Annotated in this window: 17 protein-coding genes; 13 read left to right on the top strand and 4 right to left on the bottom strand. The window is 66.0% G+C overall.

Going from position 1 to position 16,943, the window contains the following annotated elements:
* Positions 1–351 precede the first annotated feature (351 nt).
* Positions 352–1,128 carry an enoyl-CoA hydratase gene (locus ACV22W_RS26860; protein WP_448022551.1) on the bottom strand — a complete coding sequence of 259 codons (777 nt, stop codon included), beginning with the start codon at positions 1,126–1,128 and terminating at the stop codon, positions 352–354.
* 129 nt (positions 1,129–1,257) lie between these two features.
* Here ACV22W_RS26860 and paaN point away from each other — a divergent pair, with 129 nt between their 5' ends.
* The 5 genes from paaN to paaK all read left to right on the top strand — a co-directional run bounded on the left by paaN (position 1,258) and on the right by paaK (position 6,882).
* The gene (gene paaN, locus ACV22W_RS26855) at positions 1,258–2,964 is read left to right on the top strand and encodes a phenylacetic acid degradation protein PaaN (RefSeq protein WP_448022550.1); all 1,707 of its coding nucleotides are present in this window, start codon (positions 1,258–1,260) and stop codon (positions 2,962–2,964) included.
* An 87-nt stretch (positions 2,965–3,051) separates the two neighbouring features.
* Positions 3,052–4,254 (top strand): 3-oxoadipyl-CoA thiolase, encoded by a 1,203-nt coding sequence (pcaF, locus tag ACV22W_RS26850; protein ID WP_448022549.1) that lies wholly within the window; start codon positions 3,052–3,054, stop codon positions 4,252–4,254.
* Between the two features lie 45 nt (positions 4,255–4,299).
* On the top strand, positions 4,300–5,091 hold the full coding sequence (gene paaG, locus ACV22W_RS26845) for a 2-(1,2-epoxy-1,2-dihydrophenyl)acetyl-CoA isomerase PaaG (RefSeq protein WP_448022548.1): 792 nt from the start codon (positions 4,300–4,302) through the stop codon (positions 5,089–5,091).
* Between the two features lies 1 nt (position 5,092).
* The gene (gene paaI, locus ACV22W_RS26840) at positions 5,093–5,545 is read left to right on the top strand and encodes a hydroxyphenylacetyl-CoA thioesterase PaaI (RefSeq protein WP_448022547.1); all 453 of its coding nucleotides are present in this window, start codon (positions 5,093–5,095) and stop codon (positions 5,543–5,545) included.
* Between the two features lie 38 nt (positions 5,546–5,583).
* Complete coding sequence (gene paaK / locus ACV22W_RS26835) at positions 5,584–6,882, top strand: phenylacetate--CoA ligase PaaK (protein ID WP_448022546.1); 1,299 nt, start codon at positions 5,584–5,586, stop codon at positions 6,880–6,882.
* Positions 6,883–7,021: 139 nt separating this feature from the next.
* Here paaK and mltA read toward each other — a convergent pair whose 3' ends face one another.
* Together mltA and apaG are read right to left on the bottom strand one after the other, a co-directional pair.
* The gene (gene mltA / locus ACV22W_RS26830) at positions 7,022–8,254 is read right to left on the bottom strand and encodes a murein transglycosylase A (protein WP_448022545.1); all 1,233 of its coding nucleotides are present in this window, start codon (positions 8,252–8,254) and stop codon (positions 7,022–7,024) included.
* A 78-nt stretch (positions 8,255–8,332) separates the two neighbouring features.
* On the bottom strand, positions 8,333–8,707 hold the full coding sequence (apaG, locus tag ACV22W_RS26825) for a Co2+/Mg2+ efflux protein ApaG (protein WP_448022544.1): 375 nt from the start codon (positions 8,705–8,707) through the stop codon (positions 8,333–8,335).
* A 177-nt stretch (positions 8,708–8,884) separates the two neighbouring features.
* Here apaG and rpe point away from each other — a divergent pair, with 177 nt between their 5' ends.
* The 8 genes from rpe to ACV22W_RS26785 all read left to right on the top strand — a co-directional run bounded on the left by rpe (position 8,885) and on the right by ACV22W_RS26785 (position 16,207).
* Positions 8,885–9,571: a ribulose-phosphate 3-epimerase gene (gene rpe, locus ACV22W_RS26820; RefSeq protein WP_006482066.1), complete on the top strand. Its 687-nt coding sequence runs from the start codon at positions 8,885–8,887 to the stop codon at positions 9,569–9,571.
* 4 nt (positions 9,572–9,575) lie between these two features.
* On the top strand, positions 9,576–10,331 hold the full coding sequence (locus ACV22W_RS26815; protein ID WP_059532689.1) for a phosphoglycolate phosphatase: 756 nt from the start codon (positions 9,576–9,578) through the stop codon (positions 10,329–10,331).
* 358 nt (positions 10,332–10,689) lie between these two features.
* Positions 10,690–12,183, top strand: coding sequence for an anthranilate synthase component I (gene trpE, locus ACV22W_RS26810; protein WP_448022543.1), 1,494 nt, complete (start codon positions 10,690–10,692; stop codon positions 12,181–12,183).
* Between the two features lie 13 nt (positions 12,184–12,196).
* Positions 12,197–12,796 carry an aminodeoxychorismate/anthranilate synthase component II gene (locus ACV22W_RS26805; protein WP_059532695.1) on the top strand — a complete coding sequence of 200 codons (600 nt, stop codon included), beginning with the start codon at positions 12,197–12,199 and terminating at the stop codon, positions 12,794–12,796.
* 13 nt (positions 12,797–12,809) lie between these two features.
* Positions 12,810–13,841, top strand: a complete 1,032-nt coding sequence (gene trpD / locus ACV22W_RS26800) for an anthranilate phosphoribosyltransferase (protein ID WP_059702638.1) — start codon at positions 12,810–12,812, stop codon at positions 13,839–13,841.
* Between the two features lie 29 nt (positions 13,842–13,870).
* Positions 13,871–14,656 carry an indole-3-glycerol phosphate synthase TrpC gene (trpC, locus tag ACV22W_RS26795; protein ID WP_448022542.1) on the top strand — a complete coding sequence of 262 codons (786 nt, stop codon included), beginning with the start codon at positions 13,871–13,873 and terminating at the stop codon, positions 14,654–14,656.
* Entirely contained in the window at positions 14,656–15,282 is a 627-nt protein-coding gene (locus ACV22W_RS26790; RefSeq protein ID WP_448022541.1) for a CYTH domain-containing protein, read from the top strand. Before trpC ends, ACV22W_RS26790 begins: the two co-directional genes overlap by 1 nt.
* A 13-nt stretch (positions 15,283–15,295) precedes the next feature.
* Complete coding sequence (locus tag ACV22W_RS26785) at positions 15,296–16,207, top strand: uracil-DNA glycosylase (RefSeq protein ID WP_448022540.1); 912 nt, start codon at positions 15,296–15,298, stop codon at positions 16,205–16,207.
* A gap of 117 nt (positions 16,208–16,324) precedes the next feature.
* Here ACV22W_RS26785 and ACV22W_RS26780 read toward each other — a convergent pair whose 3' ends face one another.
* On the bottom strand, positions 16,325–16,921 hold the full coding sequence (locus tag ACV22W_RS26780; RefSeq protein ID WP_059692322.1) for an FMN-dependent NADH-azoreductase: 597 nt from the start codon (positions 16,919–16,921) through the stop codon (positions 16,325–16,327).
* Positions 16,922–16,943: the final 22 nt, after the last annotated feature.

The raw sequence follows: 16,943 nt of genomic DNA, 5'->3' as shown, positions 1-16,943 counted from the left end.
TGCTGCGTTTTCAGCAGCAGAGAAGCGAGATTATGAACCGTCTTTTTCAGCTCGTCAACAACTTTCTGAACTACTTCGTTGCGACGGCGGGGGCTCAACTTCGTGTGCGCCGGGGTTCTACAACCCATACTCGAGCGCACCGCTTCCCTTCCTCTCCCGCGCCGCGTTGCCGTTAGCGCGAAAGAGGCGTGATTCTATGCACCCGCCTCGACCTCCGCAACCCTTTTGTGAAAATATTTTGAAAAAGCCCCCGTGCGCTACCGCGCACGGGGGCTTGGAGCTCACGCACCGGGCGATCGCGCCGACGACCAACATCCGTCGCTCGCCTGGCACCACTCGGCCGTCGCCAAATCAGCGGTTCTTGAATACCGGCTTCCGTTTCTCGACGAATGCCGCCATCCCTTCCTTCTGATCTTCGGTCGCGAACAGCGAATGGAACAGTCGACGCTCGAAATGAACGCCCTCGGCCAGCGTCGTCTCGTACGCGCGATTCACCGACTCCTTGACCATCATGACCGCCGGCAGTGAAAACTCGGCAATCGTCGTCGCTGCGGCAATCGCTTCGTCGAGCAGTTTGTCGGCCGGCAGCACGCGCGATACGAGCCCCGCCCGTTCCGCCTCGTCCGCATCCATGAAGCGCGCCGTCAGGCACATGTCCATCGCCTTCGCCTTGGACACCGCGCGCGGCAGACGCTGCGTGCCGCCTGCGCCCGGCATCACGCCCAGCTTGATCTCGGGTTGGCCGAACTTGGCCGTATCCGCTGCGAAGACAATGTCGCACATCATCGCGAGCTCGCAACCACCGCCAAGCGCAAAGCCCGCCACGGCCGCAATGATCGGCTTGCGGATCTCGCGGACGGTCTCCCAGTTACGGGTGATGTAGTCGCCGCGATAAACATCCATATAGGAATAGGTCGCCATCATGCCGATGTCGGCCCCGGCCGCGAACGCCTTTTCGCTCCCCGTCACGACGATCGCGCCGATCGCGTCGTCTGCGTCGAACGCTTTCAGCGCAACGCCCAACTCATCCATCAGCGCATCGTTCAGCGCGTTAAGCGCCTTCGGACGGTTCAGCGTGATCAGCCCGACTCGCCCCCGGGTCTCCACCAGGATGTTCTCGTAAGACATCTATTTCTCCTCGATCAATGAAATGAGAAACGCCTCGCACATGCGAATAGTTTGATGCTACCATTCTCCGACCAACCGGTCGGTTAATTAATCGATCCAACCCTTCCCTACGTCCATCAGGCCGCCGTCATGACCCATGCACTGTTCACGAAGCACGAAGACACGCTGAAACACGCCCTCGCCGCCATCGAGAGCCGCGGGTACTGGAGCCCGTTCGCGGAAATGCCAAGTCCCAAAGTGTACGGGGAAAGCGCCAACGCCGATGGCGAAGCGGCGTTCAAGGCACACCTCGGCAACACGTTCGTGCTCGACCAGCCGGCGTCCGCTGGAACCGTCGGCGCGGAGCAGTCGCCGTACGGGATCGCGCTGGGCATCCGCTATCCGAAATCGACACCCGACGAACTGATTGCCGCGGCCGCTACTGCCCAGCGTGCATGGCGCGAAGCCGGCCCGAGCGCCTGGATCGGCGTCAGTCTCGAAATCCTCGCACGGCTGAATCGCGCAAGCTTCGAGATTGCCTACAGCGTGATGCACACGACGGGCCAGGCGTTCATGATGGCGTTCCAGGCCGGCGGCCCGCATGCGCAGGATCGTGCGCTCGAAGCGGTCGCCTACGCCTGGGACGAGTTGCGCCGCATCCCCGCAGATGCACACTGGGAGAAGCCGCAAGGCAAGAACCCGCCGCTCGCGATGCACAAGCGTTATACGATCGTCCCGCGCGGCACCGGCCTCGTGCTCGGCTGCTGCACGTTCCCGACCTGGAACGGCTACCCTGGTCTGTTCGCCGACCTGGCGACCGGCAACACGGTGATCGTCAAACCTCATCCGGGCGCCATCCTGCCGCTCGCGATCACGGTCCGCATCGCCCGCGACGTGCTGCGTGAAGCCGGCTTCGATCCGAACGTCGTTACGCTCCTCGCGACCGAGCCGAACGACGGCGCCATCGTGCAGGACCTTGCGCTGCGTCCTGAAATCAAGCTGATCGACTTCACGGGCAGCACGCAAAACGGCACGTGGCTCGAACGCCACGCCCATCAGGCACAGGTGTATACCGAGAAGGCCGGTGTCAACCAGATCGTGATCGACTCGACCGACGACCTGAAGGCCGCGGCCAAAAACATCGCGTTTTCGCTGGCGCTGTACTCCGGCCAGATGTGCACGGCACCGCAGAACATCTACGTGCCGCGCGACGGCATCCGGACGGCGGATGGCCATGCAAGCTTCGACGAAGTCGCCCAGGCGATCGCCATCTCCGTGCAGAAACTGACCGGCGATCCGGCTCGCTCGGTCGAACTGATCGGTGCGATCCAGAACGACGGCGTGGTCGCGCGCATCGACGACGCTCGCAAGCTCGGTCGTGTGCTCGCCGACAGCCAGACGCTCCAGCATCCGACGTTCGCCGACGCTCGCGTGCGCACGCCGCTCGTGCTGCAGCTCGACGTGGCCGACCGTGCGAAATTCACACAGGAGTGGTTCGGTCCGATCTCGTTCGTGATCGCGACCGACTCGACCGCGCAGTCGCTCGATCTCGCCGGCGAAATCGCCGCGGAACATGGCGCTCTGACGCTCTCCGTCTACAGCACCGACGACAAAGTCCTCGACGCCGCGCACGATGCAGCGGTCCGTGGCGGCGTCGCGCTGTCGATCAACCTGACGGGCGGCGTGTTCGTCAACCAGTCGGCCGCATTCTCCGACTTCCACGGCACCGGCGCGAACCCGGCTGCCAACGCGGCGCTCGCCGATCCGGCGTTCGTCGCCAACCGGTTCCGTGTGGTGCAAAGCCGCGTCCATGTTGCGCCGAAGGCAGTACCTGCGGAAGCCGGCCAAACGGCATAACCCGAATGGCCGACGTGCAAACGCCGTCACGTTCTCTACCATGAACGAATCCGCCAACCGGCGGGTTCGTAGCACATCGACATCCCCATGACCGACGCCTACATCTGCGACGCGATTCGCACCCCCATCGGCCGCTACGGCGGCGCCCTGAAAGACGTTCGTGCCGACGATCTCGGCGCGGTGCCGCTCAAGGCGCTGATCGAACGCAACCGCAACGTCGACTGGTCGGCGATCGACGACGTCATCTACGGCTGCGCGAATCAGGCCGGCGAGGACAACCGCAACGTCGCGCGCATGTCCGCGCTGCTCGCGGGCCTGCCGACCGCCGTGCCGGGCACCACGCTGAACCGGCTGTGCGGCTCGGGCATGGACGCCGTCGGCACCGCCGCGCGCGCGATCAAGGCTGGCGAGGCCCGCGTGATGATCGCGGGCGGTGTCGAAAGCATGACGCGCGCGCCCTTCGTGATGGGCAAGGCCGCCAGCGCATTCGCGCGCCAGGCCGACGTCTACGACACGACGATCGGCTGGCGTTTCGTCAATCCGCTGATGAAACAGCAATACGGCGTCGATTCGATGCCGGAGACGGCCGAGAACGTCGCTGTCGACTACGACATCAGCCGTGCTGACCAGGACCTGTTCGCGCTGCGTAGCCAGCAAAAGGCCGCGCGTGCGCAGCAAGACGGCACGCTCGCCGAGGAAATCGTCCCGGTGACGATTCCACAGAAGAAAGGCGACGCGCTCGTCGTATCGCGCGACGAACATCCGCGCGAAACGTCTCTCGAAGCGCTCGCGAAGCTGAAGGGCGTCGTGCGACCGGACGGATCGGTGACGGCCGGCAACGCGTCGGGTGTCAACGACGGCGCATGCGCACTGCTGCTCGCCAACGCGGAAGCCGCCGATCAATATGGGCTGCGCCGCCGCGCACGCGTCGTCGGCATGGCAACCGCCGGCGTCGAACCGCGCGTGATGGGGATCGGCCCGGCGCCGGCCACGCAGAAACTGTTGCGCCAGCTCGGCATGACGATCGACCAGTTCGACGTGATCGAGCTGAACGAAGCGTTCGCCTCGCAAGGTCTCGCGGTGTTGCGCATGCTCGGTGTCGCCGACGACGATCCGCGCGTGAACCCGAACGGCGGTGCGATCGCGCTCGGCCACCCGCTCGGCGCATCGGGCGCTCGGCTCGTGACCACGGCGCTTCACCAACTCGAGCGTACGGGCGGCCGGTTTGCGCTCTGTACGATGTGCATCGGCGTCGGGCAGGGCATCGCGATCGCCATCGAGCGCGTGTAACCGACGCGTCGCGCGCCTATAACGAAGTCATGAAGGAGACACTGCATGTCATATGAGGCGATCCAGCTCGATATCGATCAGACTGCCCGCGTGGCCACGATCATCCTCAACCGCCCGGACAAGCTGAACAGCTTCACGCGTGCGATGCACCGCGAACTGCAGTCTGCGCTCGATGAAGTCGAAGCGGCCGGCGCACGAGCGCTGATCCTGACAGGTGCGGGGCGCGGCTTTTGCGCTGGCCAGGACCTGGCCGATCTCGACTTCACGCCTGGCGCGTCCACCGACCTCGGCACGCTGATCGACGAGCATTTCAATCCGCTCATTCGTCGCCTGCAACGCATGCCGATTCCGGTGATCGCCGCCGTCAACGGCACGGCGGCCGGCGCTGGCGCAAACCTCGCGCTCGCCTGCGACATCGTGTTCGCCGCACGCTCGAGCAGTTTCATCCAGGCCTTCGTCAAGATCGGACTCGTGCCCGATTCGGGCGGGACATGGTTCCTGCCGCAACGCGTCGGCATGGCACGCGCGCTGGGGCTCGCCCTCACCGGCAACAAGCTCGGCGCCGAACAGGCCGAACAATGGGGCTTGATCTGGCGTGCGGTCGACGACGATGCGCTCGTCGCGTCGGTCCATCAGCTCGCCAATCAGCTCGCGCAGCAACCGACGCTCGCGATCGCGTCGATCAAGCAATCGATGCGCGACAGCGTCACGAATACGCTCGACCAGCAGCTCGACCTCGAACGCGACCTGCAGCGCAAGCTCGGCCAGTCATACGACTACGCGGAAGGCGTGAAGGCGTTCATCGAGAAGCGTGCCCCACGCTTCGAGGGACGTTGACATGACCACCGCCAACGACACGCTCGACCCCGACGCGCTCGCCCGCGCGACGGCGCGGGCCATGTACGACGCAGACGCCTGCAGCCGCGCGTTCGGCATGGAAATCGCCGAAGTGCGGGCCGGCTACGCACGCCTGCAGATGCGCGTACGGCCGGAATTCCTGAACGGACATCAGACCTGCCACGGCGGCATCATCTTCACGCTCGCCGATTCGACGTTCGCGTTCGCGTGCAACTCGTACAACCTGAATACCGTTGCGGCTGGCTGCTCGATCGAATACCTGCGTCCCGTACACGGCCACGACCTGCTGACGGCCGAAGCGATCGAACAGACGCGCAGCGGCCGGCACGGCATCTACGACGTCCGCGTCACGAACCAGACAGGCGAAACGGTTGCGATGTTTCGAGGCAAATCGGCCCAGATCAAGGGCACGGTGCTGCCGGAAGAGCGTTGACGTCCACGGCTCGCTTATAACAATCACTGGAGACAGGCATGACTACCCCGCTACCGCTCGAGCCGATCGAGACCGCCTCACGCGACGAGCTGACCGCACTACAGCTCGAACGCCTGAAGTGGTCGCTCCGGCATGCATATGACCACTCCCCCGTCTATCGCCGCAAATTCGACGAAGCGGGCGTGCATCCCGACGACCTGAAAACGCTCACGGACCTGTCGCGCTTCCCGTTCACGACCAAGAGCGACCTGCGCGACAGCTACCCGTTCGGAATGTTCGCGGTGCCGCAGGACCAGATCTCGCGCATTCACGCGTCGTCGGGCACGACCGGCAAGCCGACCGTCGTCGGCTATACGGCGCGCGACATCGACACTTGGGCGAATCTCGTCGCGCGCTCGATCCGCGCGGCCGGCGCGCGGCGTGGCGACAAGGTTCATGTCAGTTACGGGTACGGGTTGTTCACCGGCGGGCTCGGCGCACACTACGGCGCCGAACGCGCAGGGCTGACCGTGATCCCGTTCGGCGGCGGCCAGACCGAAAAGCAAGTGCAGCTGATCCAGGATTTCCGGCCCGACATCATCATGGTGACGCCGAGCTACATGCTGTCGATCGCCGACGAGATCGAGCGCCAGGGCCTCGATCCCGCACAAAGCTCGCTGCGCATCGGCATCTTCGGCGCTGAGCCGTGGACCAACGACATGCGCGTGGCCATCGAGCAGCGGATGGGCATCGACGCGGTCGACATCTATGGGCTGTCCGAAGTGATGGGGCCCGGCGTCGCATCGGAATGCGTCGAGACCAAGGACGGCCCGACCATCTGGGAAGACTACTTCTATCCGGAAATCATCGACCCCGACACCGGCGAAGTGTTGCCGGACGGCGAACTCGGCGAGCTGGTGTTCACGTCGCTGACGAAGGAAGCGCTGCCGATCATCCGCTACCGGACGCGCGACCTCACGCGTCTGCTGCCCGGCACGGCCCGCACGATGCGCCGGATGGAAAAGATCACCGGGCGCTCGGACGACATGATGATCGTGCGGGGCGTCAACGTCTTCCCGACGCAAATCGAAGAGCAGCTGCTGAAACAGCGTGCGCTCGCGCCGCACTATCAGATCGTGCTGACGAAGGAAGGTCCGCTCGACGTGCTGACGCTCAACGTCGAGCCGTGCCCCGACACTGCCCCCGACACGGCGGCAATCCAAGCGGCGAGACAAGCGCTCGCACACGACATCAAGTCGCTGATCGGCGTGACGGCGGTGATCAACGTGCTGCCCGTGAACGGGATCGAACGTTCGGTCGGCAAGGCACGCCGCGTGATCGACAAGCGCAAGGGCTGATGCCCGCCAATACCCGCCGCCACCCGAGCACCGCGCGCAACTGCAATCGCGAGGCAAAAAAACAGCCCGACCGGCCAACGCCGATCGGGCTGTTTCGCTTTGATGCGCGGCTACACGTACACGCCGGCGCCACCGCGCATCACGAATTCGGGAACAGCAGCCACATCCGGCCGATCTGCTTCATCCGTCCTGCCTGGTCGCCGGCGTCGTCGCCCAGCCCCCAGAAATAGTCGGCCCGCACGCCGCCCTTGATCGCGGAACCCGTGTCCTGTGCGAACACGAGCCGGTTCATCGGCGTATTCGTCAGCGGACGCGTGGTCTGCAGGAACACCGGCGTGCCCAGCGGAATCGACGACGGATCGACCGCGATCGAACGCTCCGCCGTGAGCGGCACGCCGAGTGCGCCGATCGGGCCGTCCGCGCCGCCGTGCGGTGCGTCTTCCTTCGTCGGCATGTCGCGGAAGAACACGAATCGCGGATTCGTGTCGAGCAACGCATCCACGCGAGTCGGGTTCGCCTTCGCCCAAGCCTTGATGCCCTGCATCGTCGCCTGCGCGGGCGTCAGCTCGCCGCGATCGAGCAGCCACTTGCCGATCGAGCGATACGGCTGATTATTGGTGCCGCCGAAGCCGACCCGCATCACCGAACCGTCGTCGAGCAGCACGCGCCCCGAACCCTGCACCTGCAGGAAGAACGCCTCGATCGGATCATCGACCCACACGAGTTCGTTGCCGTTCAGAATGCCTGCCCGCTCGAGCTGCGCGCGAGCGGGCAGCGCTGCACCGGCGCGATAGCCAGCCGGCCAGCGGTACAGCGCGTACTCGTAAGGACCGCGACGCACGCGGGAGCCGTGCAACAGCGGCTCGTAATAGCCGGTCACGAGCCCGTCGAGCGTGCCGTCGGTATTCGCCAGCTGAAACGGCGTGAAATACGTTTCGAAGAATGCACGCGCGCTGCCGACGTCGAGCTCGTCGAGCCGGTCGGCGGCCGCGCAGGCGCGCTGCCATGCCGGCTGGCGCGCGAGCCGCACGCAGTTCTGCCGCAGCGCAGCCGTCGCGCCGATCAGCGAATCGTCCTGCCACCCCGGCACCTGCTGCCACGCGACCGGCGTAAGCCGCTTCGCGGCAACCTGTCCCGGCACGATCGCCGCGCCGGTCGGCGGCTTGAGCGCCGACGTCCGCGTCGGCGCGCTGCCGCATGCGGCAAGCAGCGCTGCCGTCGCGGCCGCCGCAACCCAGCCGGCCGCCCGGAGCCCAAACCACATACAATGTTCGTTCTTGATGGAAACCGCCATGTCAGATTTTCTCGACCAATATCCGATGCTCATCTTCGCGCTCGAGGCTTTCGTAGCGCTTGCCCTGCTGATCTTCATCGTCGTGTGGACGTCGTCGGGCAGGAAAAAGCACGCCCGCGGCAACGACCGCCAGCCGCGCTGATCGGCTCCGCACGCTCAATGCAGCGTGCGCGGCATGTGCAGCGCGAACTCGTCGACCGGCGCCTCGAACCGCTCGCCGTCCTCCGCCACGCAGAAGTACGCGCCACGCATCGTGCCAACCGGCGTCGCGATCACGGCCCAGCTCGTGTATTCGAACTGTTCGCCCGGCTGCAGCAGCGGCTGGTGCCCGACGACGCCGAGCCCCTTCACTTCCTGCACGTGGTTTTCGCTGTCCGTGATGATCCAGTGACGCGCGATCAGTTGCGCCGCGACCTGCCCGGTATTGCGGATGGTCAGCGTGTACGCGAATGCGTATTGACGTCGATCGGGGTCGGATTGTTCCGGCAAGTAGCTGGTTTTCACCGAAACGGTGAACTGATACTGACTCATGGTGTTTCCGCTGTAGGTAACCGCCCGCGCCAACTCGAGCGGCGGGGCCGCGGGCGCGCCGCACTGGTTCGGCATTCTATGCGGAATCGGGCCGCAACCGCACGGCCCGTCGCCGCGCACCGGGTCGCCGGACGGTAGAATGGCGATTTTGCGCCGCAGCGTCCCCGCTCCCCTGTCATGACTCAATTCCGCATCGCTCCCAGCATCCTGTCGGCCGACTTTGCACGGCTCGGCGAAGAAGTCCGCAACGTGGTCGCCGCCGGCGCCGACTGGATTCACTTCGACGTGATGGACAACCATTATGTGCCGAACCTCACGATCGGCCCGCTCGTCTGCGAGGCGATCCGCCCGCACGTGCAGGTGCCGATCGACGTGCATCTGATGGTGCGCCCGGTCGATCGGATCGTGCCCGATTTCGCGAAAGCCGGCGCGAACCTGATCAGCTTCCACCCGGAAGGCTCCGACCACATCGACCGTACGCTGTCGCTGATCCGCGATCACGGCTGCAAGGCCGGCCTCGTGTTCAACCCGGCGACGCCGCTGAACTATCTCGATCACGTGATGGATCGCCTCGACTTCGTGCTGCTGATGTCGGTGAACCCGGGCTTCGGCGGCCAGTCGTTCATTCCGGAAACGCTGAACAAGCTGCGCGAAGCGCGCGCCCGCATCGACGCATACACCGAGCGCACCGGCCGCGAGATCCTGCTCGAGGTGGACGGCGGCGTGAAGGCCGACAACATCGCGGAAATCGCGGCGGCCGGCGCGGACACCTTTGTCGCGGGTTCCGCGATCTTCGGCAAGCCCGACTACCGCAAGGTGATCGACGAGATGCGCGCCGCGCTCGCCACCGTCGAGCGGAGCTGACGCCGTGGCCGATTCCTCGCTGGCCGGTCAGGCACCGGCTGCAGCCGACGGCACGATCCGTTTCGCGAGGCCGCGCATCGACGCGGCGCTGATCGACCTCGACGGCACGATGGTCGACACGGCCGACGATTTCACGGCCGGGCTGAACGGGATGCTCGCGCAGCTCGGCGCGCCGGCCACGTCGCGCGACGAGGTGATCGGCTACGTCGGCAAGGGCTCCGAGCACCTGATCCAGAGCGTACTGAAGCCGCGCTTCGCGCCCGACGAGGCGCACGCGCGCTTCGACGACGCGCTCGCGATCTACCAGACCGAATACGCGAAGATCAACGGCCGCCACACGCGCCTCTACCCGGACGTCGCAACCGGCCTCGACGCGTTGCGCGCAGCCGGCATCCGGCTCGCGTGCGTGACGAACAAGCCGCACCGCTTCGCGGTCGAGCTGCTCGAGCAATACGGGCTGATCGATCGCTTCGGCGTCGTGCTCGGCGGTGACAGCGTCGCGCGCAAGAAGCCCGATCCGCTGCCGATGCTGACGGCATGCGACGCGCTCGGCGTCGCGCCGGACGCGGCGGTCGCGATCGGCGACTCGGAAAACGACGCGCTGGCGGGCCGCGCGGCGGGGATGGCGACGCTGACGGTGCCGTACGGCTACAACCACGGCAAAGCTATACAAACGATAAATTCGGATGGTATAGTCGATTCGTTGCTGGTCGCGGCCCGCGCGATTACCGCGCACAACGCCGGCCGGCCAACCATCTGATTATTTCTTCCATCCGCATGTTTCTGAATAAAAAACGGAGTCTGAGCAGCATCGACCGGGGAGCCTGGCCCTGGCGTCGCTGGTCGCGCTAACCTCTTCGATGAGGTACGCTGAGGCACGTCTTCAGCGCCGTTTTTTATCTCGCTGCGCATCCGCGCGCCGATCGTCGCACCACCTCGAGTTCTACCGCGTCCGAACGCTTGCGTTCAGGATCGGCCGCAGGCTCGCGACGTTCACGCCCGGAGTGCCGGCCGGCAACAGGCACTTCTCGATCGACCGCCCTTTCGCCGACGGCAGCCCGCGCAGCGTCAAGTGATCCCTGGCGCACTCCGCCGCTCGTCCCGAACAGGACCGGAACATGACCGAACTCGAATTCCAATCGCTGGCGAACGAAGGCTACAACCGCATCCCGCTGATCGCGGAAGCGCTCGCCGACCTCGAAACGCCGCTGTCCCTCTACCTGAAGCTGGCCCAGCCTGAACGCGCGGGCGCCAACTCGTTCCTGCTCGAGTCGGTGGTCGGCGGCGAACGCTTCGGCCGCTATTCGTTCATCGGCCTGCCCGCTCGCATGCTGGTGCGCACCCGCAACGGCGTGTCCGAAGTGGTGCGCGACGGGCAGGTCGTCGAGACGCACGACAGCGACCCGTTCGAATTCATCGAGTCGTTCCAGGCGCGCTTCAAGGTCGCGCAGCGCCCGGGCCTGCCGCGCTTCTGCGGCGGCCTCGCCGGCTACTTCGGCTACGACGCGGTGCGCTACATCGAGAAGAAGCTCGCGAACACCGCGCCGCGCGACGATCTCGGCCTGCCCGACATCCAGTTGCTGCTCACCGAGGAAGTCGCGGTGATCGACAACCTCGCCGGCAAGCTCTATCTGATCATCTACGCGGATCCGGCCCAGCCCGAGGCTTATACGAAAGCAAAGCAGCGCCTGCGCGAACTGAAGCAGCGCCTGCGCACGACCGTGCAGCCGCCGGTGACGTCGGCGAGCGTGCGCACCGAGACGTTCCGCGAGTTCAAGAAGGAAGATTATCTGGCCGCCGTGCGCCAGGCGAAGGAATACATCGCGGCCGGCGAACTGATGCAGATCCAGGTCGGCCAGCGGCTGACGAAGCCGTACCGCGACAATCCGCTGTCGCTGTATCGCGCGCTGCGTTCGCTGAATCCGTCGCCGTACATGTATTACTACAACTTCGGCGATTTCCACGTGGTCGGCGCGTCGCCGGAAATCCTGGTGCGCCAGGAAAAGCGCGGCGAAGACCAGATCGTCACGATCCGTCCGCTGGCCGGCACGCGTCCGCGCGGCAACACGCCCGAGCGCGACGCGGAACTCGCGACCGAACTGCTGAACGATCCGAAGGAAATCGCCGAGCACGTGATGCTGATCGACCTCGCGCGCAACGACGTCGGCCGCATCGCGGAGATCGGCTCGGTGCAGGTGACCGACAAGATGGTGATCGAGAAGTACTCGCACGTGCAGCACATCGTCAGCTCGGTCGAAGGCAAGCTGAAGCCCGGCATGACGAACTACGACGTGCTGCGCGCGACGTTCCCGGCCGGCACGCTGTCCGGCGCGCCGAAGGTGCGCGCGATGGAACTGATCGACGAGCTCGAGCCGATCAAGCGCGGGCTGTACGGCGGCGCCGTCGGCTACCTGTCGTTCTCGGGCGAGATGGATCTCGCGATCGCGATCCGCACGGGCCTGATCCACAACGGCAACCTGTACGTGCAAGCGGCGGCCGGCGTCGTCGCGGACTCGGTGCCCGAATCCGAATGGCAAGAGACCGAAAACAAGGCGCGCGCGGTGTTGCGTGCGGCCGAACAGGTCCAGGACGGCCTCGATAGCGACTTCTGACCGGAGACTGACCATGCTGCTCATGATCGACAACTACGACTCGTTCACCTACAACCTGGTCCAGTACTTCGGCGAACTGGGCGAGGACGTGCGCACGTACCGCAACGACGAAATCACGCTCGACGAGATCGCGCGCCTGAACCCCGACACCATCTGCCTGTCACCCGGCCCGAGCAACCCTCAGCACGCGGGCATCACGCTCGACGTGCTGCGCGAATTCGCGGGCAAGAAGCCGATCCTCGGCGTCTGCCTCGGCCATCAGGCGATCGGCGAAGCCTTCGGCGGCCGCGTCGTGCGCGCGAAGACCATCATGCACGGCAAGGTGAGCCGGATCGAAACCGACTGCCGCGGCGTATTCGCCGATCTGCCGAAGCATTTCGACGTCACCCGCTACCATTCGCTCGCGATCGAACGCGAATCGCTGCCCGACTGCCTCGAGGTGTCCGCGTGGACCGACGACGGCGAGATCATGGGCGTGCGTCACAAGACGCTGCCGATCGAAGGCGTGCAGTTCCACCCGGAATCGATCCTCTCCGAGCACGGCCACGCGCTGCTCGAGAATTTCCTGAAGCAGAATCGCGCAACGGCCCGCGCGACCGCGCCGGCAGCCTGACGGGAGACGCACGATGACGATTACCCCGCAGGAAGCGCTGCAACGCACGATCGAACACCGCGAGATCTTCCACGACGAGATGCTGCACCTGATGCGGCTCATCATGCGCGGCGACATGTCGCCCGTGATGGCGGCCGCGATCATCACCGGGCTGCGCGTGAAGAAGGAGACGATCGGCGAGATCGCCGCCGCCGCGACCGTGATGCGCGAATTCGCGAACCACGTCGAAGTGCAGGACAACTCGAACTTCGTCGACATCGTCGGCACGGGCGGCGACGGCGCACACACGTTCAACATCTCGACCGCGTCGATGTTCATCACGGCCGCGGCCGGCGCGAAGGTCGCGAAGCACGGCAACCGCGGCGTGTCGAGCAAATCCGGCAGCGCCGACGTGCTCGAGGCGCTCGGCGTGAACATCGACCTGCAGCCCGACCAGGTTGCCGCGTCGATCGCCGAAACCGGCATGGGCTTCATGTTCGCGCCGAACCATCATCCGGCGATGAAGAACATCGCAGCCGTGCGCCGCGAGCTCGGCGTGCGGACGATCTTCAACATTCTCGGCCCGCTGACCAATCCGGCCGGCGCGCCGAACCAGCTGATGGGCGTGTTCCACCCCGACCTGGTGGGCATCCAGGTGCGCGTGATGCAGCGCCTCGGCGCGCAGCACGTGCTGGTCGTATACGGCAAGGACGGAATGGACGAAGTGTCGCTCGGCGCCGCGACGCTCGTCGGCGAATTGCGTGACGGCGAGGTGCACGAATACGAGATCCATCCGGAGGACTTCGGGCTGCAGATGGTATCGAACCGCACGCTGAAGGTGGAAAATGCCGAGGAATCGCGCACGATGCTGCTCGGCGCACTGGACAACCAGCCGGGCGTCGCACGCGAGATCGTCACGCTGAACGCGGGCACCGCGCTCTATGCGGCCAATATCGCCGAATCGATCGCGGACGGCATCCAGCTCGCCCGCGAAGCGATCGCGAGCGGCAAGGCGCGCGCGAAAGTCGACGAACTCGTGCGTTTCACGCAGCAATTCAAGCGCTGACTCCCTTTACGAATCAAGCAGGAACCCACATGAGCGACATTCTCGACCGAATCATCGCCGTCAAGCGCGACGAAGTCGCGGCGGCCATGCGCAGCACGCCGCTCGAGGCACTGAAACTGGACGCATCGACGCGCGACCTGCGCGACTTCGTCGGCGCGCTGCGCGCGAAGCAGGCGGCCGGCAACGCGGCGGTGATCGCCGAAGTGAAGAAGGCGAGCCCGTCGAAGGGCGTGCTGCGCGAGCATTTCGTGCCGGCCGACATCGCACGCTCGTATGCGGCCCACGGCGCCGCGTGCCTGTCGGTGCTGACCGACGAGCAATTCTTCCAGGGCAGCGTCCGCTATCTCGAGGAAGCGCGCGCGGCCTGCACGCTGCCGGTGCTGCGCAAGGACTTCATCGTCGACGCATACCAGATCCTCGAAGCGCGCGCGATGGGTGCCGACGCCATCCTGCTGATCGCGGCCGCACTCGACACGCCGCTGATGCAGGATCTCGAAGCGTATGCGCACTCGCTCGGCCTCGCCGTGCTGGTCGAAGTTCACGACCGCGACGAGATGGAACAGGCGCTGACGCTGAAGACACCGCTGCTCGGCATCAACAACCGCAATCTGCGCACGTTCGAGACGACGATCCAGACCACGCTCGACATGCTCGACATGATTCCGGCGGACCGCATGGTCGTGACCGAGTCGGGCATCCTGTCGCGCATCGACGTCGACACGATGCGCGCGGCGAACGTGAATGCGTTCCTCGTCGGCGAGGCGTTCATGCGCGCCGATCAGCCGGGCGAGGAACTCGCGCGGATGTTCTTCTGATGGCGATCGAAAAGGAAATCAAGCTCGCGCTGCCGGCCGGCGAGGCCGATGCGGCGCGGCGCTTTTTCGAGACGCTGACCGGCGAAGCCGGCAATGTCATCGCGCTCGCGAACGTCTACTACGACACGCCCGATCTCGCGCTGGCCCGTTCGAAGAGCGCGATACGCGTGCGCCGCACGCCGCATGGCTGGCTGCAGACATTCAAGACGGTCGGCAGCGCGGAAGCCGGGCTGCATCGCCGCCATGAATGGGAGTTGCCCGTCGCCGGCGATGCGCTCGAAATCGGTGCGCTCGTCGCCGCGTGCGACGTGCCGAACGCTGCCGCCGCGCTGCGCGACGCTGCGCCGGCGCTGCACGCGCTGTTCAGGACGGATTTTTCGCGTACGCTGTGGCGCATCGCAATCGGCGGCGCGACCGTCGAGGCCGCGGTGGACGTCGGCGAGATCGTCGTCCAGGCGGAAAACGATACGCGCCGCGAACCGATCAGCGAAATCGAACTCGAACTGATCGACGGCCCGGAAGCGGCGCTCGCGACACTCGCCGCCGAACTGCAGCAAGCGCTGCCGGGCGTCGCCCCCGAAAACATCAGCAAGGCGCAACGCGGCTACCGGCTGCGCGCGCAATAAACCCGCATCACGCATGGCAACCCGCAAGACTCTCCGCACGCCGCAACAGGCGTCGCTGTTCGACGATCCCGTGCCGGAAACGGCGCAGGACGATGTTTCCGCCCCGGCGCCCGCGCCGGCCGCGGCCGGGCGCAAGCCCGCAAAGAAGGCCGCGGCAACCGCCCCGGCCCCGGCCTCGGCCGCGCCGCAGCCCGCTGCCGCTCCCGTCCTCCACCTCGCCGCGCAGTTCGACGCGCTGCCGGCCGTCTGGCGCGACGTGCTGAAACCCTTCACCGACAGCGACGCGTATGCACCGCTGTGCCGCTTCGTCGACGATGAACGCGCGGCCGGCAAGACGGTCTACCCGACCGACGTGTTCCGCGCGCTGCGCCTGACGAGCCCGGACGACGTGAAGATCGTGATCCTCGGCCAGGATCCGTACCACGGCGACGACCGCGGCACGCCGCAGGCGCATGGCCTCGCTTTCTCGGTGCCGCCGGCCGTGCGCACGCCGCCGTCGCTGCGCAACATCTTCAAGGAAATCGCCGCGAATTTCGGCCACGACACGCCGCGTCACGGCTGCCTCGATACCTGGGCGCGCCAGGGCGTGCTGCTGCTCAACACCGTGCTGACGGTCGAGCGCGGCGCGGCCGCGAGCCACGCGAGGCGCGGCTGGGAGCAATGCACGGACACGCTGATCCGCGAACTCGCCCGCCGTCATCGCGGTCTGGTATTCATGCTGTGGGGCGCGCATGCGCAGGCGAAGCGCGCGCTATTCGATGCGAGCGCGCACTGCGTGCTCGAGGCGCCGCATCCGTCGCCGCTGTCCGCGCACCGCGGCTTCCTCGGTTGCCGCCACTTCGCGCTCGCGAACGACTATCTGGTCGAAGCGGGTCGCGAGCCGATCGACTGGCGCCTGCCGGAGGTGGCCGAAACGCTCGCGTAGCCGTTCCGCGTCGAGTTTCCCGCTTTCGCCCGCATAATGTGAAAACGCCGCGCCCCTTTCGGGACGCGGCGTTTTTTCATCTGGCGACGCAGCGGGCGCAACGCACCCGCATCGGCCTTACGCGGCAGCGATCGCTTCGCGGGCGCCGGCAAGCGCGGCGCTTTGCGCATCCGGCCCGAGGTTCAGGCCTTCCGCATGGATGAAGCTCACGTCGGTCAAGCCGATGAAGCCGAGGAACGTGCGCAGGAACGGCGTCTGGCTGTCGTTCGGCGTACCCAGGTACTTGCCGCCGCGTGCCGTCACCACGTGAACCTTCTTGCCCTTGACCAGGCCTTCCGGGCCGTTCTCGGTGTAGCGGAACGTGACGCCTGCGCGGGCGATCCAGTCGAAATACGTCTTCAGTTGCGACGAGACACCGAAGTTGTACATCGGTGCGCCGATCACGATGATGTCGGCGGCCTGCAGTTCGGCGATCAGTGCATCGCTCTTCGCGACGATCGCATTCTGTTCCGCGCTGCGCTGGTCGGCCGGCGTGAAGAATGCGCCGAGCACCGATTCGTCGAGGTGCGGCAGCGCGTCGGCCAGCAGGTCGCGAACCACGACGTTCGCGCCGGGGTTAGATTGTTGCAGCTTTGCCGTCAGTTCGTTGGCCAGCAGCGTGGATTGCGCACCTTGCGAGCGCGCCGCGGAATTGATTTGCAGAATGGTCGTCATGTCAGGCTCCGGTTTGGTTGCG

The organism is Burkholderia sp. AW49-1, from assembly GCF_053427845.1.
This window is presented reverse-complemented; position numbering and strand designations above follow the sequence as displayed.